At 55.8% G+C, this 20,318-nt stretch carries 16 protein-coding genes, 4 pseudogenes and 1 riboswitch; of the genes and pseudogenes, 13 read left to right on the forward strand and 7 right to left on the reverse strand.

The window, feature by feature from the left end:
• Positions 1 to 97: 97 nt before the first annotated feature.
• The gene (locus AC0L7U_RS15285; protein WP_473691853.1) at positions 98 to 961 is read right to left on the reverse strand and encodes a protein-disulfide reductase DsbD domain-containing protein; all 864 of its coding nucleotides are present in this window, start codon (positions 959 to 961) and stop codon (positions 98 to 100) included.
• 321 nt (positions 962 to 1,282) lie between these two features.
• Between AC0L7U_RS15285 and AC0L7U_RS15290 the strand changes: the two genes are divergently transcribed.
• The 5 genes and pseudogenes from AC0L7U_RS15290 (at position 1,283) to AC0L7U_RS15310 (ending at position 8,469) form a co-directional block, all read left to right on the forward strand.
• On the forward strand, positions 1,283 to 1,864 hold the full coding sequence (locus AC0L7U_RS15290; protein ID WP_473691855.1) for a YqgE/AlgH family protein: 582 nt from the start codon (positions 1,283 to 1,285) through the stop codon (positions 1,862 to 1,864).
• A gap of 286 nt (positions 1,865 to 2,150) precedes the next feature.
• The gene (gene thrC, locus AC0L7U_RS15295; protein WP_473691857.1) at positions 2,151 to 3,557 is read left to right on the forward strand and encodes a threonine synthase; all 1,407 of its coding nucleotides are present in this window, start codon (positions 2,151 to 2,153) and stop codon (positions 3,555 to 3,557) included.
• A 1-nt stretch (position 3,558) separates the two neighbouring features.
• Positions 3,559 to 4,846, forward strand: a pseudogene (locus tag AC0L7U_RS15300) (M16 family metallopeptidase).
• A 51-nt stretch (positions 4,847 to 4,897) separates the two neighbouring features.
• Positions 4,898 to 5,536: a GNAT family N-acetyltransferase gene (locus AC0L7U_RS15305; RefSeq protein ID WP_473691859.1), complete on the forward strand. Its 639-nt coding sequence runs from the start codon at positions 4,898 to 4,900 to the stop codon at positions 5,534 to 5,536.
• A 31-nt stretch (positions 5,537 to 5,567) separates the two neighbouring features.
• Positions 5,568 to 8,469: pseudogene (locus tag AC0L7U_RS15310) on the forward strand (EAL domain-containing protein).
• 229 nt (positions 8,470 to 8,698) lie between these two features.
• Here AC0L7U_RS15310 and rnhA read toward each other — a convergent pair.
• The 3 genes and pseudogenes from rnhA to ispH all read right to left on the reverse strand — a co-directional run bounded on the left by rnhA (position 8,699) and on the right by ispH (position 11,134).
• Positions 8,699 to 9,166, reverse strand: a complete 468-nt coding sequence (rnhA, locus tag AC0L7U_RS15315) for a ribonuclease HI (protein WP_473691861.1) — start codon at positions 9,164 to 9,166, stop codon at positions 8,699 to 8,701.
• Positions 9,163 to 10,129, reverse strand: a pseudogene (locus AC0L7U_RS15320) (homoserine kinase). Before AC0L7U_RS15320 ends, rnhA begins: the two are co-directional and overlap by 4 nt.
• A 6-nt stretch (positions 10,130 to 10,135) precedes the next feature.
• On the reverse strand, positions 10,136 to 11,134 hold the full coding sequence (gene ispH, locus AC0L7U_RS15325; RefSeq protein WP_473691863.1) for a 4-hydroxy-3-methylbut-2-enyl diphosphate reductase: 999 nt from the start codon (positions 11,132 to 11,134) through the stop codon (positions 10,136 to 10,138).
• Between the two features lie 241 nt (positions 11,135 to 11,375).
• On the opposite strand from ispH, the gene AC0L7U_RS15330 reads away from it, so the two are divergent.
• The 6 genes and pseudogenes from AC0L7U_RS15330 to gcvPB all read left to right on the forward strand — a co-directional run bounded on the left by AC0L7U_RS15330 (position 11,376) and on the right by gcvPB (position 17,381).
• Positions 11,376 to 11,933 carry a hypothetical protein gene (locus AC0L7U_RS15330; RefSeq protein WP_473691865.1) on the forward strand — a complete coding sequence of 186 codons (558 nt, stop codon included), beginning with the start codon at positions 11,376 to 11,378 and terminating at the stop codon, positions 11,931 to 11,933.
• A 175-nt stretch (positions 11,934 to 12,108) separates the two neighbouring features.
• A riboswitch (glycine riboswitch) is annotated at positions 12,109 to 12,198 on the forward strand.
• A gap of 170 nt (positions 12,199 to 12,368) precedes the next feature.
• Positions 12,369 to 13,538 carry a glycine cleavage system aminomethyltransferase GcvT gene (gene gcvT, locus AC0L7U_RS15335; protein ID WP_473691866.1) on the forward strand — a complete coding sequence of 390 codons (1,170 nt, stop codon included), beginning with the start codon at positions 12,369 to 12,371 and terminating at the stop codon, positions 13,536 to 13,538.
• Between the two features lie 30 nt (positions 13,539 to 13,568).
• Positions 13,569 to 13,940, forward strand: coding sequence for a glycine cleavage system protein GcvH (gcvH, locus tag AC0L7U_RS15340; RefSeq protein WP_473691868.1), 372 nt, complete (start codon positions 13,569 to 13,571; stop codon positions 13,938 to 13,940).
• A gap of 2 nt (positions 13,941 to 13,942) precedes the next feature.
• Complete coding sequence (locus tag AC0L7U_RS15345; protein WP_473691870.1) at positions 13,943 to 14,428, forward strand: OsmC family protein; 486 nt, start codon at positions 13,943 to 13,945, stop codon at positions 14,426 to 14,428.
• 18 nt (positions 14,429 to 14,446) lie between these two features.
• The gene (gene gcvPA / locus AC0L7U_RS15350; RefSeq protein ID WP_473691872.1) at positions 14,447 to 15,793 is read left to right on the forward strand and encodes an aminomethyl-transferring glycine dehydrogenase subunit GcvPA; all 1,347 of its coding nucleotides are present in this window, start codon (positions 14,447 to 14,449) and stop codon (positions 15,791 to 15,793) included.
• Positions 15,790 to 17,381, forward strand: a pseudogene (gene gcvPB / locus AC0L7U_RS15355) (aminomethyl-transferring glycine dehydrogenase subunit GcvPB). The gene gcvPA and the pseudogene gcvPB overlap by 4 nt, the downstream one beginning before the upstream one ends.
• A gap of 86 nt (positions 17,382 to 17,467) precedes the next feature.
• On the opposite strand, the gene AC0L7U_RS15360 reads toward gcvPB, so the two are convergent.
• A complete protein-coding gene (locus AC0L7U_RS15360; RefSeq protein ID WP_473691874.1) occupies positions 17,468 to 17,857 on the reverse strand; it encodes an ester cyclase in 390 nt (129 codons plus the stop codon).
• Positions 17,858 to 18,069: 212 nt separating this feature from the next.
• On the opposite strand from AC0L7U_RS15360, the gene AC0L7U_RS15365 reads away from it, so the two are divergent.
• Both AC0L7U_RS15365 and AC0L7U_RS15370 read left to right on the forward strand, forming a co-directional pair.
• A complete protein-coding gene (locus AC0L7U_RS15365) occupies positions 18,070 to 18,336 on the forward strand; it encodes a hypothetical protein (protein WP_473691875.1) in 267 nt (88 codons plus the stop codon).
• Between the two features lie 13 nt (positions 18,337 to 18,349).
• Positions 18,350 to 18,670, forward strand: a complete 321-nt coding sequence (locus tag AC0L7U_RS15370) for a hemerythrin domain-containing protein (RefSeq protein WP_473691877.1) — start codon at positions 18,350 to 18,352, stop codon at positions 18,668 to 18,670.
• Between the two features lie 21 nt (positions 18,671 to 18,691).
• Here the strand turns inward: AC0L7U_RS15370 and AC0L7U_RS15375 are convergent, their stop codons facing one another.
• Positions 18,692 to 19,078 (reverse strand): ACT domain-containing protein, encoded by a 387-nt coding sequence (locus AC0L7U_RS15375; RefSeq protein WP_473691879.1) that lies wholly within the window; start codon positions 19,076 to 19,078, stop codon positions 18,692 to 18,694.
• Positions 19,075 to 20,136, reverse strand: coding sequence for an acyltransferase family protein (locus AC0L7U_RS15380; RefSeq protein WP_473695858.1), 1,062 nt, complete (start codon positions 20,134 to 20,136; stop codon positions 19,075 to 19,077). Before AC0L7U_RS15380 ends, AC0L7U_RS15375 begins: the two co-directional genes overlap by 4 nt.
• Positions 20,137 to 20,318: the final 182 nt, after the last annotated feature.

A 20,318-nucleotide genomic window follows, 5' to 3' on the forward strand; every position in this document is an offset into this window, starting at 1 on the left:
CGTCGCTCATTCGGGCGGCTATAGGCCGACCAGTGGAGGTCGGTGTTAAGTCACATATACGTGATTATACGTAGCTCTTGCAATGCTGCCGACAGGCTTATTGCGCTGGAGGTGGCAGCATGTCCTTGGTGATTTTTACGAGTTTCTGAACCACATTGGCTCCATTGCGCAGAACAAGGGTCAAGACGTCGTCGGTCTTTGCTGGCACGAGCCCCGTTGTCGGCAACACCCAGACGGCTTTGTCCTTGGTATGTTCGCTCAGACTTGGAAGACCGATATAGGATCCTTTGGGGCCACGGGCGAAAAGATCTGTCGTCTCCTTGGTGTAATCCTGTTTTAACTCCGCCGTGATCCGCAAAGCCTTGCCTTTGGCCGTTGCAATCGTGTTGACGCTGGTGATGTGTGCGCCGCTGTCCGTTTGCACTTGAGGCACCAGCGCCAGGTCGCGTTGGATGAGTTTGTCGGCGAGGTCATCGGTCGGTGCATCGGGCGACAGTGTCAGGTGGAGGACGGCATCATCGCGGATACAGATGTCCTTGCAGACCCCAAAGCTTGCCTGCACGGCCAGAGAGATCGGTTTTTTCGCGTCCGTCGGGCTTGCGAAGATCGGCAGGACGACATCTTTATCGTAAATGTTGGACGCGCTGAACCCGTCATCATAGCGCTTGGGAGCGGGAAACAGTACGTGCCCCCGCTCAAGGTTGGTCGACTTTGACAACGTCAACTCGGTGCCAATTCCTGCCTCACCCGGGTAACGCCAATACGTGTGCCAGCCGTCATTCAGCGAAAATTCAAAGCCGACCTGATAGCTGCCGTCCTGAATGGGCCCTGTCGAGATCAATCGCACGGAACCGCCTTGCACCTTGGTCCAGTTGCCAATAGCGGCGTTGGCGGGCTGCAAGCTGCATGTGGCGGCGAGAAGTAAACTGCCAAGAAGGAAGAGACTGCGGAAATGCTGCATTACTGTTTGCCAACTTGATCGAGAACGCCCAACCCTGGGCGGGAAAATAAGACTGAGGACAAAGCAAATACCCTGTGATTGCGAGCATAACTGATGCCCGCTCCGCCGACCATATACAACCTGATCGATCATCATGGCGGTGTTGTAACAGCGCGGTGATGCCGTCATCATGTCCTCAAGACCCAGTTGCTGCTCTCTTGCAGACCAACCAGCTTGCAGGGCAGGGAAGGGCTGACTATTCTTAACCCAGATGTCGGCGATGTCGAAACGTCGGATGACTCGTTTTCTCGGCGCCTGTGCGCGTGACCTAAGGAGCCATGAATGGACAATTCCCTTGAGGGACAGGTGCTAATCGCCATGCCCAACATGGAAGACGGCCGTTTCGAGCACTCCGTGATTTACATTTGCTCGCATTCAGAGCAAGGGGCCATGGGGTTGGTGCTTAATCAGGCCGCCCAGCATTTGAGCTTTGAAGCGCTGCTGGTACAGTTGAATATCGTCACCGATGACACGGCCATTCGCTTGCCTTTGCAGTTGCGTGACATGAACATTCACAAGGGCGGGCCTGTCGAAATGGAGCGTGGTTTCGTGCTGCATTCCGACGACTATGTGTTGGATCAGGCGACGCTGGAGATCGGCAACGGTATCTGCCTGACGGCGACGCTGGAAATTCTGAAAGCCATGGCCGATGGACGCGGGCCACAGCATGCCATGTTGGCGCTGGGGTACTCTGGTTGGGCTCCTGGGCAACTTGAAACGGAGATCCAGGCAAATGGCTGGCTGACGGCGCCCGCTGACCATGATCTCCTTTTTGATTCGGTCCTGGAAACGAAATGGCATCGTGCATTGGCTGGTCTGGGCGTGGATCCTGCCATGTTGATGCGGGATGCAGGTCACGCTTGATCCACATAGCCCGGACGCGACCTGGGTGCCTCCGGCTTTTTTGGCTTGGATTGTCGCAGGCTACGGGGCTTTCTGCGCTTCTCCTGTCTTTGAAAAGGCTCCTGTGGACGTCTTTGTTCGGCTCACGGCCGCATGCCGGTCCAATCGCTCTGCCATTCGCAGGGCCTCTCCGGGCGACATTCGTGACGGAAATGGCTCGGTTTTGTTTCAATTTCAGGACAGTTTGCTATAGGGTGCTCCGACACAAAAGCAAAAAAGCTTAACCAAGTTGGAGGCGTAGGGCACAGTGAAGTATTACAGTACGCGTGGTGAAGCCCCCGCTCTCGGATTTTCCGATGTGCTGTTGCAGGGACTTGCGCGCGATGGTGGTTTGTATCTGCCTGAAAGCTGGCCGACCTTTGATTCCCAGACCATTGCTTCCTTTGCTGGCAAGTCCTATCAGGACGTGGCCTTCGAAGTTATTTCGCCATTTATGGACGATGAAGTCGGGCCGGATGATCTGCGCGCAATGATCGACGACGCCTATGCCACGTTCCGGCACAAGGCCGTGACGCCGCTGACTCAGATCTCTCCCAACACTTTTGTTCTTGAGCTTTTTCACGGTCCGACGCTCGCCTTCAAGGATGTGGCGATGCAGCTCCTGGGCCGATTGATGGATCATGTGCTGACGAGGCGTGATCTGCGCGCAACCATTGTCGGGGCGACTTCTGGCGATACAGGTGGTGCTGCGATTGAAGCCTTCCGGGGGCGTGATCGGACGGATGTGTTTATTCTGTTCCCTGAAGGCAAGGTGTCTGAAGTGCAGCGTCGCCAGATGACGACGCCGACTGACCACAATGTCCATGCACTTGCGTTGGAAGGCAATTTTGATGATTGCCAGTCGATCATCAAGGGCATGTTCAACAATTTCGGCTTTCGCGATGAAGTGGCCCTGTCCGGGGTGAACTCGATCAACTGGGCCCGTATTCTTGCGCAGGTGGTGTATTATTTTGTGGCCGGTGTTGCGGTTGGCGCGCCGCATCGCCAGGTGTCTTTCACCGTGCCAACCGGTAATTTCGGCGATATCTTCGCCGGATTTGTGGCCATGAGGATGGGCTTGCCCATCGAGAAACTGGTGATCGCAACCAATGTGAACGACATTCTGGTGCGCACATTGGAAACGGGTCGCTACGAAATGCAGGGCGTGACCGCAACCACGGCTCCGTCGATGGATATTCAGATTTCGTCGAATTTCGAGCGGTTGCTGAGTGAGGCAACGGGACGAGACGGAGAGGCTGTGCGCCGCATGATGCAGAGCCTTGGTCAATCCGGCGGCTTTCAGATTGGCGAGGACGCGCTGTCCGTGATCCGGACGTATTTTGAGGCAGGACGCTGCGATCAGGCCGAAACGGCTGCGACGATCGCCAGAGTTCTGGAGGAGAATGGATATCTGCTCGATCCGCATACGGCGATCGGCGTCCATGTTGCTGCACAGAAGGACAACGGCACGGCACCCATGGTGGTGTTGGGCACGGCGCATCCGGCCAAGTTCCCGGATGCTGTCGAGGCCGCCTGCGGTGTTCGTCCTGAATTGCCACCATTGATGCAGCCGATGATGCAGGCCGAAGAGCGGCAGGATGTTCTTCCTGCGGATCAGACGGCCATCGAGCAGCATATCAAGACGCACGCACGTGCCGTGCAGGACGGGGTTTGACATGAATGTGAGGACGACACGACTGAGCAACGGGATGACCGTGGTAACGGATGAGATGCCGCACCTGAAAACGGTGGCCCTTGGCGTCTGGGTCCGCACGGGCTCGCGTGCCGAACGTCCAGAACAAAATGGCATTACGCACCTGCTGGAGCATATGGCCTTCAAGGGAACGCTGTCGCGCACGGCGCGTGGCATTGCCGAGGAAATCGAGGCGGTTGGTGGTGAACTGAATGCCTCCACCAGCATTGAACACACCAATTATTATGTGCGCATTCTGGCCGAGGATGTGCCTCTGGCGGTCGATCTTTTGGCCGATATCTTACAAAATTCGACCTTCAATGTCGACGAACTGGAGCGTGAGAAGAACGTCATCCTTCAGGAAATCGGCGCGGCCAATGACATGCCGGATGACCGCTTGTTTGATCTCTTTCAGGAGACGACCTTAGCCGGATCAGGCTCTGGGTCGACCTATTCTGGGCACCAGTGAAAGGGTCAAGAGCTTCACCCGGGATGGTCTTTACGACTACCTGCGTGAGCGCTATCGCGGCCCGGATATGGTGTTGTCTGCCGCCGGTGCAGTCGATCATGATGCGTTGGTGCAACTTGCCGAAGAGAAGTTCAATCGCATTGAAGCGGCCCCAGCGCGCGATGGCGAGTTGGGCGTTTATCGCGGCGGTGAACAGAAGCTGGTCAAGGACCTGATGGAAGCTCAGGTGCTGCTCGGCTTTGAGGGTCGATCTTACAGTGCCGACGATTATTATGCGGTGCAGATCCTTGCGTCTGTTCTGGGTGGCGGCATGTCATCCCGTCTGTTCCAGGAAGTGCGTGAAAAGCGCGGTCTGTGCTATGCCATTTACACCTTCCATTGGGCCTTTGCCGATACGGGGGTCTTCGGGCTTCACGCGGCAACAGGGCGCGAGGATCTCGGCGAACTCATGCCGGTGATCATTGATGAGCTCAAGAGCGCCAGCAGCACCATCACGGCGCCGGAAGTGGAGCGGTCGCGGGCGCAGATCCGCGCTGGTCTGATGATGGCTTTGGAAAGCCCGGCAGCACGCGCCGGCCAGATCGCTCGTCAGGTCCTGGTGCGCGGGCGGGTGCTGGACATTGAGGAAGTCTCGGAAAAGGTCAATGCCGTGACAGTCGACGATATCTGTCGCGTGGCGCATGAGACGTTTGTGAATTCACGGCCGACGCTGTCTGCGATTGGCCCGGTCGAGGACCTGATGAGCCTGGACGACTTGTCCGCCCGCCTGTCAGAGTCCGCACCGAAAGTGGCTGTGCTTTAGTCTTAACCTGACCGGTGTATCAGCGGCGACGTTTTTTGGGGCTTGGGGAAGATGGCGCTTTTGCGTCCGATACGTCCGTTTGAGGGGGACATGCGGATCGACAGCGAGACGCATTACCTTCGTGCGCCTGTCATGTCGGATTTTGCGTCGTGGGCTGCGCTGCGCGAGCGCAGTCGTGGCTTTCTCTCTCCTTGGGAGCCGATTTGGCCTGTCGATGATCTGACCAAGAGTGGATATCGTCGTCGGTTGCGACGCTATGCCCGCGATCGACGGCTGGAGCGGAACTATCCTTTCTTTTTGTTCCGGGCATATGACAACGAGCTACTTGGCGGTCTGACGCTGTCCAACGTACGCCGGGGGGTCAGTCAGGCGGCAACGCTGGGCTATTGGATGGGGGCTGACTACGCCGGGCAGGGGCACATGTCCCACGCTGTTTCAATGATCCTGCCTTATTGTTTTCAAGTCATGCGACTGCACCGTATCGAGGCGGCATGTCTGCCGCAGAATGACCGGTCCATTCGGCTTCTGCAAAGCAGCGGTTTCGTGCGCGAAGGCTATGCCCGCAATTATCTACTGATCAACGGTCGCTGGCAGGATCACGTTTTGTTTGCGTGTCTGGCAGATGATTACGCGACGCAAACCACGTTGCGCCTGACATCGGACGGGGGCAATGCAAAAGAATTCTTGTGAGATGAACCGCAAACCGATAGTCCTTCAGCCCATGTTACGCTGTGTATCGGGTGAGCTTTCTGGTTTGATTAGAAAATTCCTGCTCTTGGCGATTGTCTGTCTGACAGTCCTGTCCACGCAAAAAGCCTTTGCCTTGGAGCCTATCAACGTCCCGTTGGACGTTGAGGCGCTGGACCTGACGCATGCGGTTGAAATTCATCCAGATGCGGGTCCGCGCATTCAGGTGTCTACGGCGCCGGGCGCCGATGGCATCGTGCGCAGGATCGAGGTGTCCTCCTCGAACGGCAAGAACAAGGATTGGGCGGTTTTCTCGTTGGCCAATACCAGCGACGAACAGATCGACCGCTTGTTGGTTGCGCCCTATTACCGTCTTGTTGGATCACATGTGTTTTGGCCCGATCTGGGCAAGTCGCGCATCGCGTCGATCACGCCGAGCCAGGGCATCACACCGGTGCGCGAAAAGAGCCTTGATGCGGATGTCTACCTGATCACATTGGATCCGGGCGCTGTGGTTACGTTTGTGGCCGAGCTGACAACGCCCAAGGTGCCGGAGCTGCGGCTGTGGAAGCCGGATGTCTACAAGGAAACGGTCAACGCCTACACCCTGTATCACGGCATCATCATTGGAATTTCCGGCCTGCTGGCCCTGTTCCTGACCATTCTGTTCGTGGTCAAGGGAACGGTGATGTTTCCGGCTACCGCAGCGCTTGCCTTGGTCTGTTCTGGCCTATCTGTGCATTGATTTCGGCTTCTGGAGTCGGGTTTTCAACATTGCGCATGGTGATGATCAGATCTATCGGGCGGGTGCCGAGGTCATGCTGGCTGCCAGCCTGATCATCTTCCTTTATGCCTATCTCAATTTGAATCGCTGGAATGTTCACTACTCGCATCTGGTGTTGACGGCACTGGTGTTGCTGCTGGGTCTCTTTGGGGTGGCCGCCTGGGATCCGTCTGTCGCTGCCGGGATCGCCCGCCTGTCGCTTGGTCTTATCGGTGTTTTCGGATTTGTGACAATCATCATTCTGGCGCTTCAACACTATGACCGGGCGATCATGCTGATCCCCACATGGTTCTTGTTGTTGTGTTGGCTGGCCGGGTCTTTCATGGCCGTCACGGGACATCTTGATAATGACATCATCCAGTCGGCTCTGGGCGGCGGGCTTGTCCTGATCGTCATGCTGATCGGGTTTACGGTCATGCAGCACGCTTTCGCTGGGGGCGCAGTTGCGCAAGGTCTGATTTCAGATGTCGAGCGGCGTGCTCTGGCGCTGACTGGTGCGGGCGACATCATCTGGGACTGGGATGTCGACCGGGACCGCATTTTCACCGACAACGAGGTGGAAGATCTGCTTGGTCTCAAGCATGGCAGTCTGGATGGACCTGTGCGTGACTGGCTTGAGGTGTTGCATCCTCAGGATCGGGATCGGTTCAAGGCGACGCTGGACGCTGTGATTGACCAACGTCGGGGCAAGGTCAATCTTGTGTTCCGTTTGCGCTCCGAGGATGGCAATTTCCGCTGGTTCCGGCTGCGGGCCCGCCCGATTGTTGGGTCGGATGCAGAAGTCATCCGCTGTGTTGGTACCCTGTTGGAAGTGACTGAACAGCGTATGGCGGAAGAGCGTCTGTTGCACGACGCCGTGCATGACAATCTCACGGGTCTTGCCAACCGTGAACTGTTCATGGATCGCCTCAAGGCATCTGTCGCACTGGCGCGGGCGAGTGGCGACAGCAAGCCGACGCTGATGATCATCAATCTGGACCGCTTCAAGCAGGTGAATGACAGCATCGGTCTGTCGGCCGGCGACAGCATTTTGTTGACGGTGGCTCGCCGCCTGAGCCGTGTCATTGCACCGCAAGATTCACTGTCACGTCTGAGTGGGGATCAATTCGGTCTCATTCTGTTGTCGGAGCAGGTGCCGGATGCCATCGTGGCGTTGGCGGATGCACTGCGAAAGGGCGTGCGTGCGCCGATCACCTATAGTGATCGCGAGATCTTCCTCACCTGTTCAGTTGGCATCGCCTTGTATGACGAAGAAAGCCCGCAGGTGGAAGAACTGCTGTCCAACGCAGAGATTGCGCTCAATCATGCCAAGCGTCTGGGCGGCGACCGTCAGGAGGTCTTCCGGCCGATCCTGCGCCCGCTGGGCAAGAATATTTTTGACCTTGAAGGCGAGTTGCGCGAGGCGATCCAGAAAGAAACGCTCGGCGTTTTCTTCCAGCCGATTATCCGTCTCGACGATCATTCGATTGCAGGCTTTGAAGTTCTGGCGCGATGGACCCACGCCAAGCGGGGCAAGATTTCGCCGTCAGAGTTCATTCCGATTGCAGAACAGTCGGGTCTCATCAACGATCTTGGCACCTACATGTTGGAAAAGGGTGCGCAACAACTGTCGCAGTGGCAGCAGGACTTCCGCACCAAGCAGCCGTTGTTTGCCAGCATCAACCTGTCGTCGCGCCAGCTTCTCAAGCATGATCTGGTCAACGAGGTGAAAACCATCCTGTCGCGTATGGTTCTGTCGCCGGGGACGCTGAAACTGGAACTGACTGAATCCATGGTCATGGCCAATCCGGAAAATTCCACCAAGGTTCTGGAGCGCCTGAAAGAGCTTGGCGCAGGATTGTCTCTGGATGATTTCGGCACCGGTCACTCTTCGCTGTCCTATCTTCAGCGTTTTCCGTTTGACACCATCAAGATTGATCAGTCGTTCGTGCGCATGGATAGCAATTCATCCCGTCCGGTGCTGCTGCGCTCTATCGTTGCCATGGGCCATGATCTGGGCATGTCGCTGGTGGCGGAAGGGGCTGAGAATGAGACGGATGCGCTTGAATTGCGCCAACTCGGCTGTGAATACGCGCAGGGCTACTTCTTTGGCCGCGCCGTTGCTGCAGACGAGGCGACAAAGCTTCTGAAAGCACAGCAAAAAGACAGCTAAAACACCTGATGATGCCGCCAAGGCCGCGAAGGTTAGGGGCGACCACACGTCGTCTCCGGTTGTTTCAGCGTTTGGGTCTGGATGTCTTGCAAGGTGAGGGGATGGGTGGGGTCTTACCGCGCTAAGGTCACCGAGCGGGCTCGTGCATTTCAAACAGACACGCTAGAACTAACGCTTGGCCAAAGCACATGTGTGATGTGGTGGAACGATATGCCGGAGGGGTGGAGCGTCAGTCGGCCTCAGGCGTATAGCCCGGCTTATAGGGTGCCATGCCGCGCCGAGCGAGTTCATCCGCCTTTTCGTTTTCCGGGTGGCCTGCATGACCTTTCACCCAGTGCCATGTGACATCGTGCCGGTTGCGGGCCTTATCCAGAGCCTGCCAGAGTTCGGCATTTTTCACGGGCTTGTTGGCGGCCGTGCGCCAGTTCTTCTTCTTCCAGCCGAACATCCATTCTTTGATGCCGGAACGCACATAGGTGCTGTCGGTGTAAAGATCGACAGTACAGGATCGTTTAAGGGCATTGAGGGATTCGATTGCCGCTGTCAGCTCCATGCGGTTGTTGGTGGTTTCCTTTTCGCCGCCGTACAGTTCTTTCTCGTGCTCGCCGTAGCGCATCACGGCTCCCCAGCCGCCCGGGCCGGGATTTCCTGAGCAGGCCCCATCGGTGTAGATAACAACGCGAGATGTTTCGCTCATGCGGTTAGTCCATAGCTGGCGGGGCTGGCTGCATCGCGGTGAAAGCGCAGCTTGCGCAGATATTCAATCGGATCTTTTGGCGTCACAAGCGCGCCTTCTGGCACGCTCAGCCAGTCATAGAGACGTGTCAGCAGGAAGCGCAGGGCAGATCCGCGTGCCAGCAACGGCAAGGCTTCATATTCGGCAGTCCGCAGCGGGCGAACGGATTGATACCCATTCAGCATCGCTTGAGCCTTGGTGACATTGAAGGAGAGATCCTGTTCAAAGCACCAGGCGTTCAGACAGATCGCCAAGGTCGTACGCAAACGCATCGGTACATGCGAAATAGAAGTCGATCAGACCGGACAGCTCGTTGCCGAGAAAGAAGACGTTGTCCTGAAACAGATCTGCATGAATGACACCGCTTGGCAGATCTGTCGGCCAATGCGCTTCCAGATGATCCAGCTCAGTTGCGATTTCGTCTCGCAGCCCCGCAGACACAGTGTCAGCTCGCTCGGAGGATTGCTCGAACAAGGGGCGCCATCCCTCGACCGACAGCGCATTCTTGCGTGTCATATCAAAACTGCTGCCTGCCAGATGGAGCTTTGCCATGGCACTGCCAAGTTGTTCGCAGTGACCGGGTGTTGGCCGCTTGACCCACATGCCCTCCAGAAAGCTGACCATAGCAGCAGGCCTGCCTGCCAGTCTGCCGAGCATCTTGCCTTGCCGGTCTTGCAGGGGTGTCGGGCAGTTGATGCCTTGCGCCGCCAGATGCTGCATGAGCTTCAGGAAAAAGGGCAGGTCGGTCGGGTCGACGCGTTTTTCATAGAGCGTCAGGATCAGACTTGTCGTCTCCGTGCGCAGCAGAAAATTACTGTTCTCGACACCTTCGGCAATGCCTTTGAAGGACAGCAGGCGTCCCACATCATACCCATCAACGAAAGCCGACAGCTCTTCGTCGCTGACATCCGTATAAACGGCCATTGAGACCTACTCCGCAGCCGTGTGTGTTTCGAGATAGACGTCGCGCAGCTCTCTCGGCAGATTGAAGGCGATGGTCTCCTGCGCGGTGACAACGGTTTCAACCTGCACGTTGTAGCGCGCGGCAAAGGCGTCGATGATTTCCTCAACCAAGGTTTCCGGGGCCGAGGCCCCCGCAGTGAGGCCAAGGTTGGCAATCGAGCCGATCTTGTCCCAATCAATGTCGGTGGCGCGCTGCACGAGCAACGAGGTCCGACATCCGAATCGTTCGGCTACTTCGCGAAGTCGCTGCGAGTTCGATGAGTTGGGCGCTCCCACCACGATCATGGCGTCAACCTTAGGAGCAACCGCCTTGACAGCTTCCTGACGATTGGTTGTTGCGTAGCAGATGTCTTCCTTGTGTGGCGCGACCATGTCGGGAAACCGCTCGCGCAAAATGTCGACGATTCCCGCGGTATCATCCACCGACAAGGTCGTCTGGGTGATGAAGGCGAGCTGCTTGTTGCTGCCCGGCTGATAGGTGCGTGCGTCGTCTTCCGTTTCAATCAGCGCCACGGTGCCTTCCGGCAACTGCCCCATAGTGCCAATGACTTCCGGGTGGCCAGCGTGACCGATCAGCAGGATCTCGCGCTCCTTGCGGTCATGGATCATTGCTTCCTTGTGCACCTTGGAGACGAGCGGGCAGGTGGCATCAAGGAAGAACATCTTCCGCGACTGAGCATCTTCCGGTACGGATTTCGGAACGCCGTGGGCTGAAAAGATCACCGGACAATTGCCATGCTCTGCCGGAATTTCATCAAGCTCCTCAACAAAAACGGCGCCTTTTTTCTTCAGGCCATCGACCACGTATTTGTTGTGAACAATCTCGTGGCGGACGTACACGGGGCTGCCATATTTCAGCAGCGCCAGTTCGACAATCTGGATGGCACGATCAACACCGGCGCAAAACCCGCGCGGTGCGCAAAGGTGGATCGTCAGATCTTGTCTGTCGCTTGGCTGGGCTGTCATCACGGTCCCTTGGGTTCTTCAGTTGGTCGCAATAAGCGGGGCTGATCCTGTTGTGTCAAGGCGATTGTCGGAAAGAGCCCTTCGCACTCTCGCCAAGGTCAGCCTTTGCTGATATGTAACGTGGTCAAATTCCAATGTGATTCAACGGTGACATATGACTATGGGCAAAGGGAAGGTCGGATTTCGATGGGGACGGCCGCTTTTGGCAAGCGCTCTGTGTGCATTCGTTCTCACGGGATGCATGAGCGACGGTGGCGATGCACCAGCATCCACCACACCTCAGTCATCCGGCGGCGGTATCGGGTCCAAGACCAAAAACTGGTTTGCCAGTCTGGCGACCAGTGGCAAAGGCCCCATTGAGGTTGATCCCAATGCCTTCGTATCGGATGTGTATTGTCCGGCCATTCAGTTGCGCTCTGGTACGCATTTCATTGCGAAGTTCAAGCGCGGTCATCAAAACGACCCTGAAGCGCTTGAGTATCAGATCACCATTACCGATTGGGCCGATTCCTGTGCTCGTGAAGGGACGGATCAGACTCGTATCAAGGTTGGTGTTACCGGCCGTGTAACACCGGGCCCAGCCTGGACCGGCGGATCGGTTTCGGCTCCCGTGCGCGTGGTGATGGTCACGGACGACGATGGCGCCAAGCCGGTTATTTCCCGTCTTTTGAAAACTGAATTGTCCATTGGAAAGGATGCGCCAAGCAAGTCCTGGACGATCATTCAGGATGATTTCATTGTGCCGCGCAATCAGGACATGAAGATCGAAGTCGGTTTCGATGAAAAAGGCATGCATTAACGCTGACTGACATGAGATCTGCGGATTGTGTGTGAACGCTTGTCTGCAACATTGACAATGTTTTTCGCACAGTCGAAAATATAGGCATCGTCTCCTTCGTTGTGGAGGCGGTGCATTTGCCTGAAAGACATGATGCCTGTGCCGGGTGTTCCGGGGGCTGGTTGTCAGGCAGATCAACACCCTAGCGGGAGAGACCGGTTGAAATGCCGGCGCCGAAGGAGCAACCGCCCCGGAAACTCTCAGGCAAACGGACCGCGACGGGGACAACGCTCTGGAAAGCAGCTCTGATGCCGGCATGACGCCGGAGCAGGCTCACCGAAGGAGTAACCGTGTGTGGCCGTGGTCATGGGCGGGAAATCTCTCAGGTACTCGGACAGAGGGGGCACGGACGGGCCGGATGGCGCGTTCACGTGCGACCTTTTCCGAGGAGGCTTTATGGCCGGGACTGACGAGACAAGCCCAGCGGCGGCTGGCGATATTCTGAAACAAACACCCCTCTACGACCTGCATGTCGAACTGGGCGCCAAGATGGTGCCTTTTGCTGGTTACGATATGCCCGTGCAATATCCCGCTGGCATCATGAAGGAGCATCTTCAGACGCGCGACAGCGCCGGGCTGTTCGATGTATCGCATATGGGGCAGGCGCGCCTTGTCGGGCCAGACCACGAAACAACGGCCAAAGCGCTGGAAGCGCTTGTTCCCTCCAACATGATCGAGTTGAAGCAAGGTCGTCAGCGCTACACTGTTCTGCTCAATGATGAAGGCGGCATCATCGACGATCTGATGGTCACTCGCCCTGCCGATCCTGATATGGACGGCGTGCTGCTTCTGGTCGTCAATGCGGCTTGCAAGGACAATGATTACAAGGTCATTGCTGCAGGTCTGCCGGATAATGTCACACTGGAAATCTTTGAGGACAAAGCTCTGATCGCGGTTCAGGGCCCAAAGGCTGTTGACGCAGTGGCGGCACATGCGCCCGCTGTGGCGGACCTGGCCTTCATGTCCGGCATCTTTACCGAGTTTGACGGTATCGCCGTTCATGTGGCGCGGGCCGGATATACCGGTGAAGACGGCGTTGAAATGTCGGTGCCGGCCGGAGCCGCCGAGGCGATTGCCCGCGCTCTTCTGGCGGATGACCGTGTGCAGCCGATTGGGCTGGGCGCGCGTGACAGCCTGCGTCTGGAAGCCGGTCTTTGCCTTTATGGTCATGACATCGACGAAACCACCTCGCCGGTTGAGGGCAACATCACCTTCTGCATGCAGAAGCGCCGCCGTGAAGACGGTGGCTTCCCCGGTGATCAGCGTATTCAGCAGGAACTGGCCGATGGTCCGCGGCGTGTGCGTGTCGGACTGCGTCTTGAAGGACGTGCACCCGCGCGTGAGGGCGCCGAAATCCGGCTGAACGATGGAACCCCGATTGGCACCGTAACATCCGGCGGATTTGCACCAAGCGTTGGCGCACCAATCGCCATGGGCTATGTCGCTGCCGGTCATGAAGAGATCGGCACCAGCGTCAAGCTGATCGTGCGCGGCCGAGAGCTGACTGCCACCGTCAGCGACATGCCGTTTGTGCCAAACCGCTATTACAGAAAACCAAAAGCCTGACCCTCCTCCCAGAGAACGAAAGACATAATTATGAGCACCTATTTCTCCAAGGACCACGAATGGATCACCGTTGAAGGCGATACGGCGACCTTCGGCATCACCGACTATGCGCAAAAGCAGTTGGGCGATGTTGTCTATGTGGAGCTGCCGGATGTCGGCAAGTCTCTGACGCAGGGCGATGAAGCCGCAGTGGTGGAATCGGTCAAGGCAGCCTCCGAGGTCTATGCGCCGATTGATGGTGAGGTGACTGAGGCGAATGGCGTTCTGGCTGATGAGCCTGCCAAGGTCAATGAAGACCCGGAAGGTGCTGCATGGTTTGCCAAGCTGAAAGTGGCCAATGCCGAGCAGCTGTCTGACCTGATGGATGAAGCCGCCTACAAGGCTTACGTGGAAACGCTCTGATCATGGCTGGACACATCTACACGGCGGAAATTCTCTGGAGCCGGGAAGGCACCCTTGAAAAGGGGCGGTACTCCCGCAAGCACCTGTGGCGTTTCGATGGTGGTGTGGATGTGCCCGCGTCTGCCTCTCCGTCAGTCGTACCGCTACCTTATTCCGATGAGGCAGCCGTTGACCCGGAAGAGGCGTTTGTCGCCGCCCTGTCGTCTTGTCACATGATGACATTCATCGATCTGGCGCGCCATGCGGGCGTGATGGTGGAAAGCTACAGCGACAAGCCGGAAGGCACCATGGAGCGGGTCGGGCGCGGACGCATGGCGATGACCAAGGTCATCCTGCGGCCCTCCGTCAGCATTCTGGCGGACAGTGAGCCAGATCCCTCATGGCTGTCAGACCTGCACGAAAAGGCGCATGAAATGTGTTTCATCGCCAACTCCGTCAAGACCGAGATTGAGATTGCACCGGAACCGCTGAAGCTGGTTTCGGGCTAACCGAACGAGATCGCGAACATGCGTTACTTGCCATTGAGTAACCCCGACCGCGCCGACATGCTGGCAAAGGTAGGGGTCGATACGATTGATGAGCTGTTTTCCGATATTCCGGAGAAGGTTCGCCTGAACGACCTTCTGGACCTGCCGCGTCGTGCGGGCGAATTGCAGGTGGAGCGTCAGCTCTCCAAACTCGCCGCCAAAAATGTGTCGGCAGGCTCAGTCCCTTTCTTTGTTGGGGCAGGGGCTTACAAGCACCACGTTCCAGCCACCGTGGACCATCTGATCCAGCGGTCGGAATTCCTGACGAGCTATACCCCGTATCAGCCGGAAATCACGCAAGGGACTTTGCAGTACCTGTTTGAATTTCAGACACAGGTCGCCCGTCTGACTGCGATGGATGTTGCCAATGCGTCCATGTACGATGGTTCCACCGGCACTGGTGAAGCCGTGCTGATGGCGCACCGTGTGACCCGCCGCAACAAGGCTGTTCTGTCTGGCGGATTGCATCCGCAGTACCGCGAAGTGGTCAAGGGACTGTCGGAGATGGCCAGCGACAATGTTGTCGCACTGCCCGCCGACCCGGCAGGCAATGAAGACATTCTGTCGCAGATCGACAAGGATACATCCTGCGTCGTCGTGCAGTCGCCGAACTTCTATGGCCAGATTGTTGATCTGAAGCCGATTGCCGAAAAGGCGCATGAATGCGGTGCATTGCTGATCTCGGTTTTCACCGAAGTCGTGTCACTTGGCCTCATTGAGCCGCCGGGAACGCAAGGGGCTGACATCGTGGTTGGCGAAGGCCAGTCCATCGGCAATGGCCTCAACTTTGGCGGGCCTTACGTGGGGCTGTTTGCGACGCGCCAGAAATATGTGCGCCAGATGCCAGGTCGCCTCTGCGGTGAAACTGTGGATGCTGACGGCAAGCGTGGCTTCGTGCTGACGCTTTCTACCCGCGAACAGCATATTCGTCGCGACAAGGCGACGTCCAACATCTGCACCAACTCGGGCCTCTGTTCGCTGGCCTTTACCATTCACTTGTCGCTTTTGGGCGCCAAGGGCCTGAAGCAGCTTGCCACGATCAACCACGCCAATGCTGTGAAGTTGAAGACGGCTCTGGCCGCCGTGCCAGGCGTGGAAGTGCTGACAACAGCCTATTTCAACGAGTTCACCGTCAAGTTGCCGAAGGCGGCGCATGAGGTGGTTGAAGATCTTGCGGAGAAAGGCGTTCTGGCCGGTGTGCCGGTCTCCCGTCTTGAGCAGGGTCAGGATGCGCTGGAAAACCTTCTGGTGATTGCCTCAACCGAAGTGAACACGGACGACGACCGCGCCGAGCTGGTCGCAGCACTCAAGGAGGTGCTGGCATGAGCATGAACAATCAGGGACGTCCAAGTGCCCCCGTTGAAGGCGCTGACAGCTTCACGCCAACAACGTTTACCGGCAACCGTGCGCTTGATATGGAAGAGCCGCTGATCTTCGAATTCGGTCATTTCGATACAACTGGCGTTGATCTAGACATGCCGGACGACTTCGAAATGGAGCTGGGCGGTATGCAGCGTGAAGATGCTCTGGAATTGCCGGGGCTGGCCGAGCCGGAGGCCATGCGCCATTACGTGCGCCTGTCGCGCAACAATTATGCGATCGACAGTGGCCTGTATCCGCTGGGGTCTTGCACCATGAAGCACAACCCGCGCCTGAACGAGAAGATGGCGCGGCTGCCAGGACTTTGGTGATATTCACCCCTTGCAGCCCGTATCCACGGTTCCGGGAGCTATTGAGCTGATCAGCGACCTGAGCCATTGGCTGATGGTCATGACCGGTACATCGGCAGTGGCCATGAGCCCCAAGGCCGGTGCGCATGGCGAATTGTGCGGCATGATGGCGATCAAGGCCGCGCATGCCGCCAGCGGTCGTGATCCGAAGATCGTTCTCGTGCCGGAAAGTGCGCATGGCACCAACCCGGCCACAGCTGCTCTTCTTGGCTATAAGGTCGTCTCCGTTGCCGCAAAGGCGGACGGTACGGTTGATCTGGACAAGTTGAAGGACACGATTGCGGCGAATGCCGATGATATCGCCGGCATTATGCTGACCAACCCGAACACCTGCGGGTTGTTCGAGCGGGACATCATGGAAATTGCCGACGCGATCCATGCCGCTGAGGGCTATTTCTACTGCGATGGAGCCAACTTCAACGCCATTGTCGGCAAGGTTCGTCCGGGGGATCTCGGTGTCGATGCCATGCACATCAACTTGCACAAGACCTTCTCCACACCGCATGGCGGTGGGGGACCGGGGTCTGGTCCTGTGGTGTTGTCCGACCGCCTTAGCTCCGTTCGCACCGCTACCCTTCATCCGCAAGACGGAAGATGGTCCGATTCTGGTCGAGACCAACGAGGAAACTCTGGAGGACGAACTGCCGTTCGGCCGTATGACAGCCTTCCACGGCCAGATGGGCATGTATGTGCGAGCCCTGTCCTACATGATGAGCCACGGCGCCGATGGCTTGCGTCAGGCCTCTGAGGACGCGGTGCTGAATGCCAACTACGTTCGCGTTGGCTTGCAGGATCTCATGAGCCTGCCGTATGGCGAGCGTCCGTGCATGCATGAAGTGCTCTTTGACGACAGCTTCCTGAAAGACACAGGCGTCACCACGCTTGATTTCGCCAAGGCGATGATCGACGAGGGCTATCACCCGATGACCATGTACTTCCCGCTGGTGGTGCATGGTGCAATGCTGATTGAGCCGACGGAATCTGAAAGCCGTGCGTCGCTTGATCTGTTCGTGGCCACACTGCGCGATCTTGTGCAGAGCGCTACGCGCGGCGAGACGGACCGGTTTTCCGGTGCGCCATACTTTTCGCCGCGTCGTCGTCTGGATGAGACCCGTGCGGCCCGGAACCCGGTCCTCAAGTGGACGGCCCCGGCTCCAGCCGAGGTGAGTTCAGCTGCCGAGTAAATCTCAGGCTTGCTCAAGATACCAAAAAAGCCCGGGCAGATCAGATCTGCCCGGGCTTTTTCAGACGAAGATGTCGGGCGACAGGCTCAGTCGAGCTGTGTTTCGATGGCAGACTTATCCAGCACAGACCAGACCTCCCGCACTTTCCCATCCTCGTAGCGATAGAAGACATTTTCGGAAAAGCGGACTTTGCGGCCGTTGATCGGCAGACCCAGAAAGTCACCGCTTGGAGAACAATCGAAATCCAGTCGGCAGGCGATCAAGGGTGCATCAGCCGCCAACAGAGCGATGTTGAACCGGAGGTCAGGGATCGTGCGATAGTCGTTCTCCAGCATGGCTCGGTACCCAGCGATACCGAGTGGGCGGCCGTTGTGCTGAACATCGGTGTGCACATGAAGGTGCAGAGCATCCCAGTCTTGCGCGTTCAGGCAATCTATATACAGGCGATAAGCGTCTGCAAGTGCGGTCTCTGTCATGGCAAACCTTCAATGAAACAGTGATATCGTCAAAAATAACATGCGCGGAGCGGCGAATGAAAGGGCTGGCAGGCAGTGTCTTGTCGCTCAGCACAGCGTGCCTCTGTCCGGTGTAACGCAGTGTTCACACCTATGGCCTTGTACCACATGGCGTTGCACGGCACCTTCCACCAAAAGGACGTCTCGAACTCGAGAAAATGAAGGCAGGGGTCATGGCAGGGAACGGCAGAAACACGGCAGCTCTGGCGCTGGATACACGAACGGGTCTGCCCAGCGAATGGCTCACTTTGCTTGCGCTTCATCCGCGCGATCAGTGGGGAATGCCGGGTCACATCTCGCCCTTGGCGGATTTTTGGCTGGACCGCCATCAGGATTTGCGCGTGATGGGGCGCGGCGTGTTGCAAGGTCTCGATGCGTTTCGGGAGGATAGAGTGGCCGCGCGCGATTTTGCGGCCTTCCTGACTCCCGCGCCTCAATGAGTTTCTGTCCACGTTGCACCATCATCACGAGATCGAAGATGCGCACTACTTTCCAGTTTTTGCCGCCGCTGAAAAGCGGCTTGCTCAGGGCTTTGATCTTCTGGAAGGTGACCACGAGCTAATCCATGAACGCATCTCGTTACTGGCCGACAGCGCCAACGCTCTTCTGCTCGAAATGCGCAGTGAACTGAAGGATCCGGTGCGCCGAGCTGCCGATGCTTTTGCGGAGCGCAGTGATCAGTTGATGCAGGGCCTCCTGCGCCATCTGAATGATGAGGAAGATCTGATTATTCCGCTTATTCTCAACCGTGGTGAGGACGAGCTGGGCGTGTGACCCATCCGCCCGCCAAACCGATCAGGTAATCTGATGATTGGCCGTTTCCAGAAGCGCTCGGGCGCGCGGCAGGTCTGTCTGTTTTACCAGAATGTGGTCGCCGTCAAACGTCGAGACGACACAGAGGCCGAGCCCGCCAGTTGAGATCGGCTGCACCACAGAAAGAACAATGCCTGTGTCATCGAATGCGAACGGGCCTTGCAGTTTCAAGCAGGTCCATCCGGCATCGCATTGCACTTCGGTGGGAATACGATTGGCCAGACACATGATGGACAGCTCATCTTCGGTCCTGGAGATGCTGACAAAACCATCCCCATCGGCCCAGCCGGGCAATGCCTCATCCGCGGGAAGACGCGCAATGCCGTAAGTACCGGACAATTGCTTGAGGGTGATGGATCTAAGTGTCATGGGCGCGTGGCTTTGTGTCTATTTTTAATATATTTTCGCCTAAGTAACTCGAACTTACTATCAACGGAATAGTAAAGTAGCGCAGAAAATAAAATTACAATTATGTATGATATAATAGTTTTGAAGAAAGTTCCGTCAGCCTGAGGCAAATGCAAGCGGTTCATAACCCAGCCGACAACAAATAAATGTGATAAATAGATAGGATATGATAATTGTCCGATAAAATAATCTACCCTCCAATTTTTACTATTCTTAAAAATTAGATCGATGGATAGAGTTATTGTAGATATAATTATTATTTTTTTTATGGTTTCTCCTAATGGTATTATATTATACGATAATATAAGTGAAATTACGAGAACGTAAATTGTATAAAAAGATACAATACTTATTTTTTGAATGTTAAATCTTTTCCCTATCTCAAAAGCAATACTTCCAAGGAGGAAAGTCGATAGCTCATTTGGGAAGAAACGATAATTCCACGGATCCTCTGAGAGGCCATTATATGTAAGTAATAGGCGTAGTGTGAACGAAAAAGCAGCGAGCAGGATTATCAATGATAAGCTCCTTTTAAGAATAAATGGAGCTAAGATATAAAATGATATTTCGCAGCCAATTGACCATGCTTGCGGAACCAGCAAAAGCTGATAAAGAGGCCTTGCGCTATCTTTAAAGTCATAAGTCCAGTGAAGTGAAGATGAGCTAACTTTAAGGAACATTGTCATGTCTTGAAAAAATATTGTTAAATTTGTGAAGGTCAAGAAAACTATAGCAGAATAGGGTTCTGCTGATATTTTTTGTATATAATGTAAGAAATGAAATTTCAAAAAGAGAGTTAATAAAGCGCAGACAAAGTATATAGGAAATAATCTAAAATATCTACTAGCCCAAAATGTGTAAAATATATCATATTTTCCTATTATCAAAGACATGTAGTATCCAGATATAAGGAAAAATATCTGTACCGAACAGCTCCCACCAGTGAATTTTAAGAGATCATTTGAATTAATATGGGCGCCGACTACGGATAAGGCGAGTAATATTCTTATTAGACCCATTTTTATCTCAATGAATATTTTGTTTGTATAGATTTGGGTGGACCCTATATTAAAGTTCACCGTTTTGGGTTATCTATTTTGAAATAGATGAGTTCAACTTTGTCTTAGTCTTTCAAAACTAGGCGTCTCGTGGAGCGATTCTTTGCTTCGTCAGTCTTGCTGGTTTACCGGACATGTGTGTT

This window comes from Roseibium sp. 10G30-5 (assembly GCF_055809635.1).

What these genes read in the sequence shown, in the direction of transcription:
- AC0L7U_RS15285 (WP_473691853.1), bottom strand. Translation starts at nt 961, where the DNA reads ATGCAGCATTTCCGCAGTCTCTTCCTTCTTGGCAGTTTACTTCTCGCC.
- gcvH (WP_473691868.1), top strand. Translation starts at nt 13,569, where the DNA reads ATGAGCACCTATTTCTCCAAGGACCACGAATGGATCACCGTTGAAGGC.
- AC0L7U_RS15330 (WP_473691865.1), top strand. Translation starts at nt 11,376, where the DNA reads ATGAGCGACGGTGGCGATGCACCAGCATCCACCACACCTCAGTCATCC.
- AC0L7U_RS15290 (WP_473691855.1), top strand. Translation starts at nt 1,283, where the DNA reads ATGGACAATTCCCTTGAGGGACAGGTGCTAATCGCCATGCCCAACATG.
- AC0L7U_RS15365 (WP_473691875.1), top strand. Translation starts at nt 18,070, where the DNA reads ATGGCAGGGAACGGCAGAAACACGGCAGCTCTGGCGCTGGATACACGA.
- gcvT (WP_473691866.1), top strand. Translation starts at nt 12,369, where the DNA reads ATGGCCGGGACTGACGAGACAAGCCCAGCGGCGGCTGGCGATATTCTG.
- AC0L7U_RS15360 (WP_473691874.1), bottom strand. Translation starts at nt 17,857, where the DNA reads ATGACAGAGACCGCACTTGCAGACGCTTATCGCCTGTATATAGATTGC.
- AC0L7U_RS15345 (WP_473691870.1), top strand. Translation starts at nt 13,943, where the DNA reads ATGGCTGGACACATCTACACGGCGGAAATTCTCTGGAGCCGGGAAGGC.
- AC0L7U_RS15305 (WP_473691859.1), top strand. Translation starts at nt 4,898, where the DNA reads ATGGCGCTTTTGCGTCCGATACGTCCGTTTGAGGGGGACATGCGGATC.
- AC0L7U_RS15380 (WP_473695858.1), bottom strand. Translation starts at nt 20,136, where the DNA reads ATGGGTCTAATAAGAATATTACTCGCCTTATCCGTAGTCGGCGCCCAT.
- gcvPA (WP_473691872.1), top strand. Translation starts at nt 14,447, where the DNA reads ATGCGTTACTTGCCATTGAGTAACCCCGACCGCGCCGACATGCTGGCA.
- ispH (WP_473691863.1), bottom strand. Translation starts at nt 11,134, where the DNA reads ATGACAGCCCAGCCAAGCGACAGACAAGATCTGACGATCCACCTTTGC.
- AC0L7U_RS15375 (WP_473691879.1), bottom strand. Translation starts at nt 19,078, where the DNA reads ATGACACTTAGATCCATCACCCTCAAGCAATTGTCCGGTACTTACGGC.
- rnhA (WP_473691861.1), bottom strand. Translation starts at nt 9,166, where the DNA reads ATGAGCGAAACATCTCGCGTTGTTATCTACACCGATGGGGCCTGCTCA.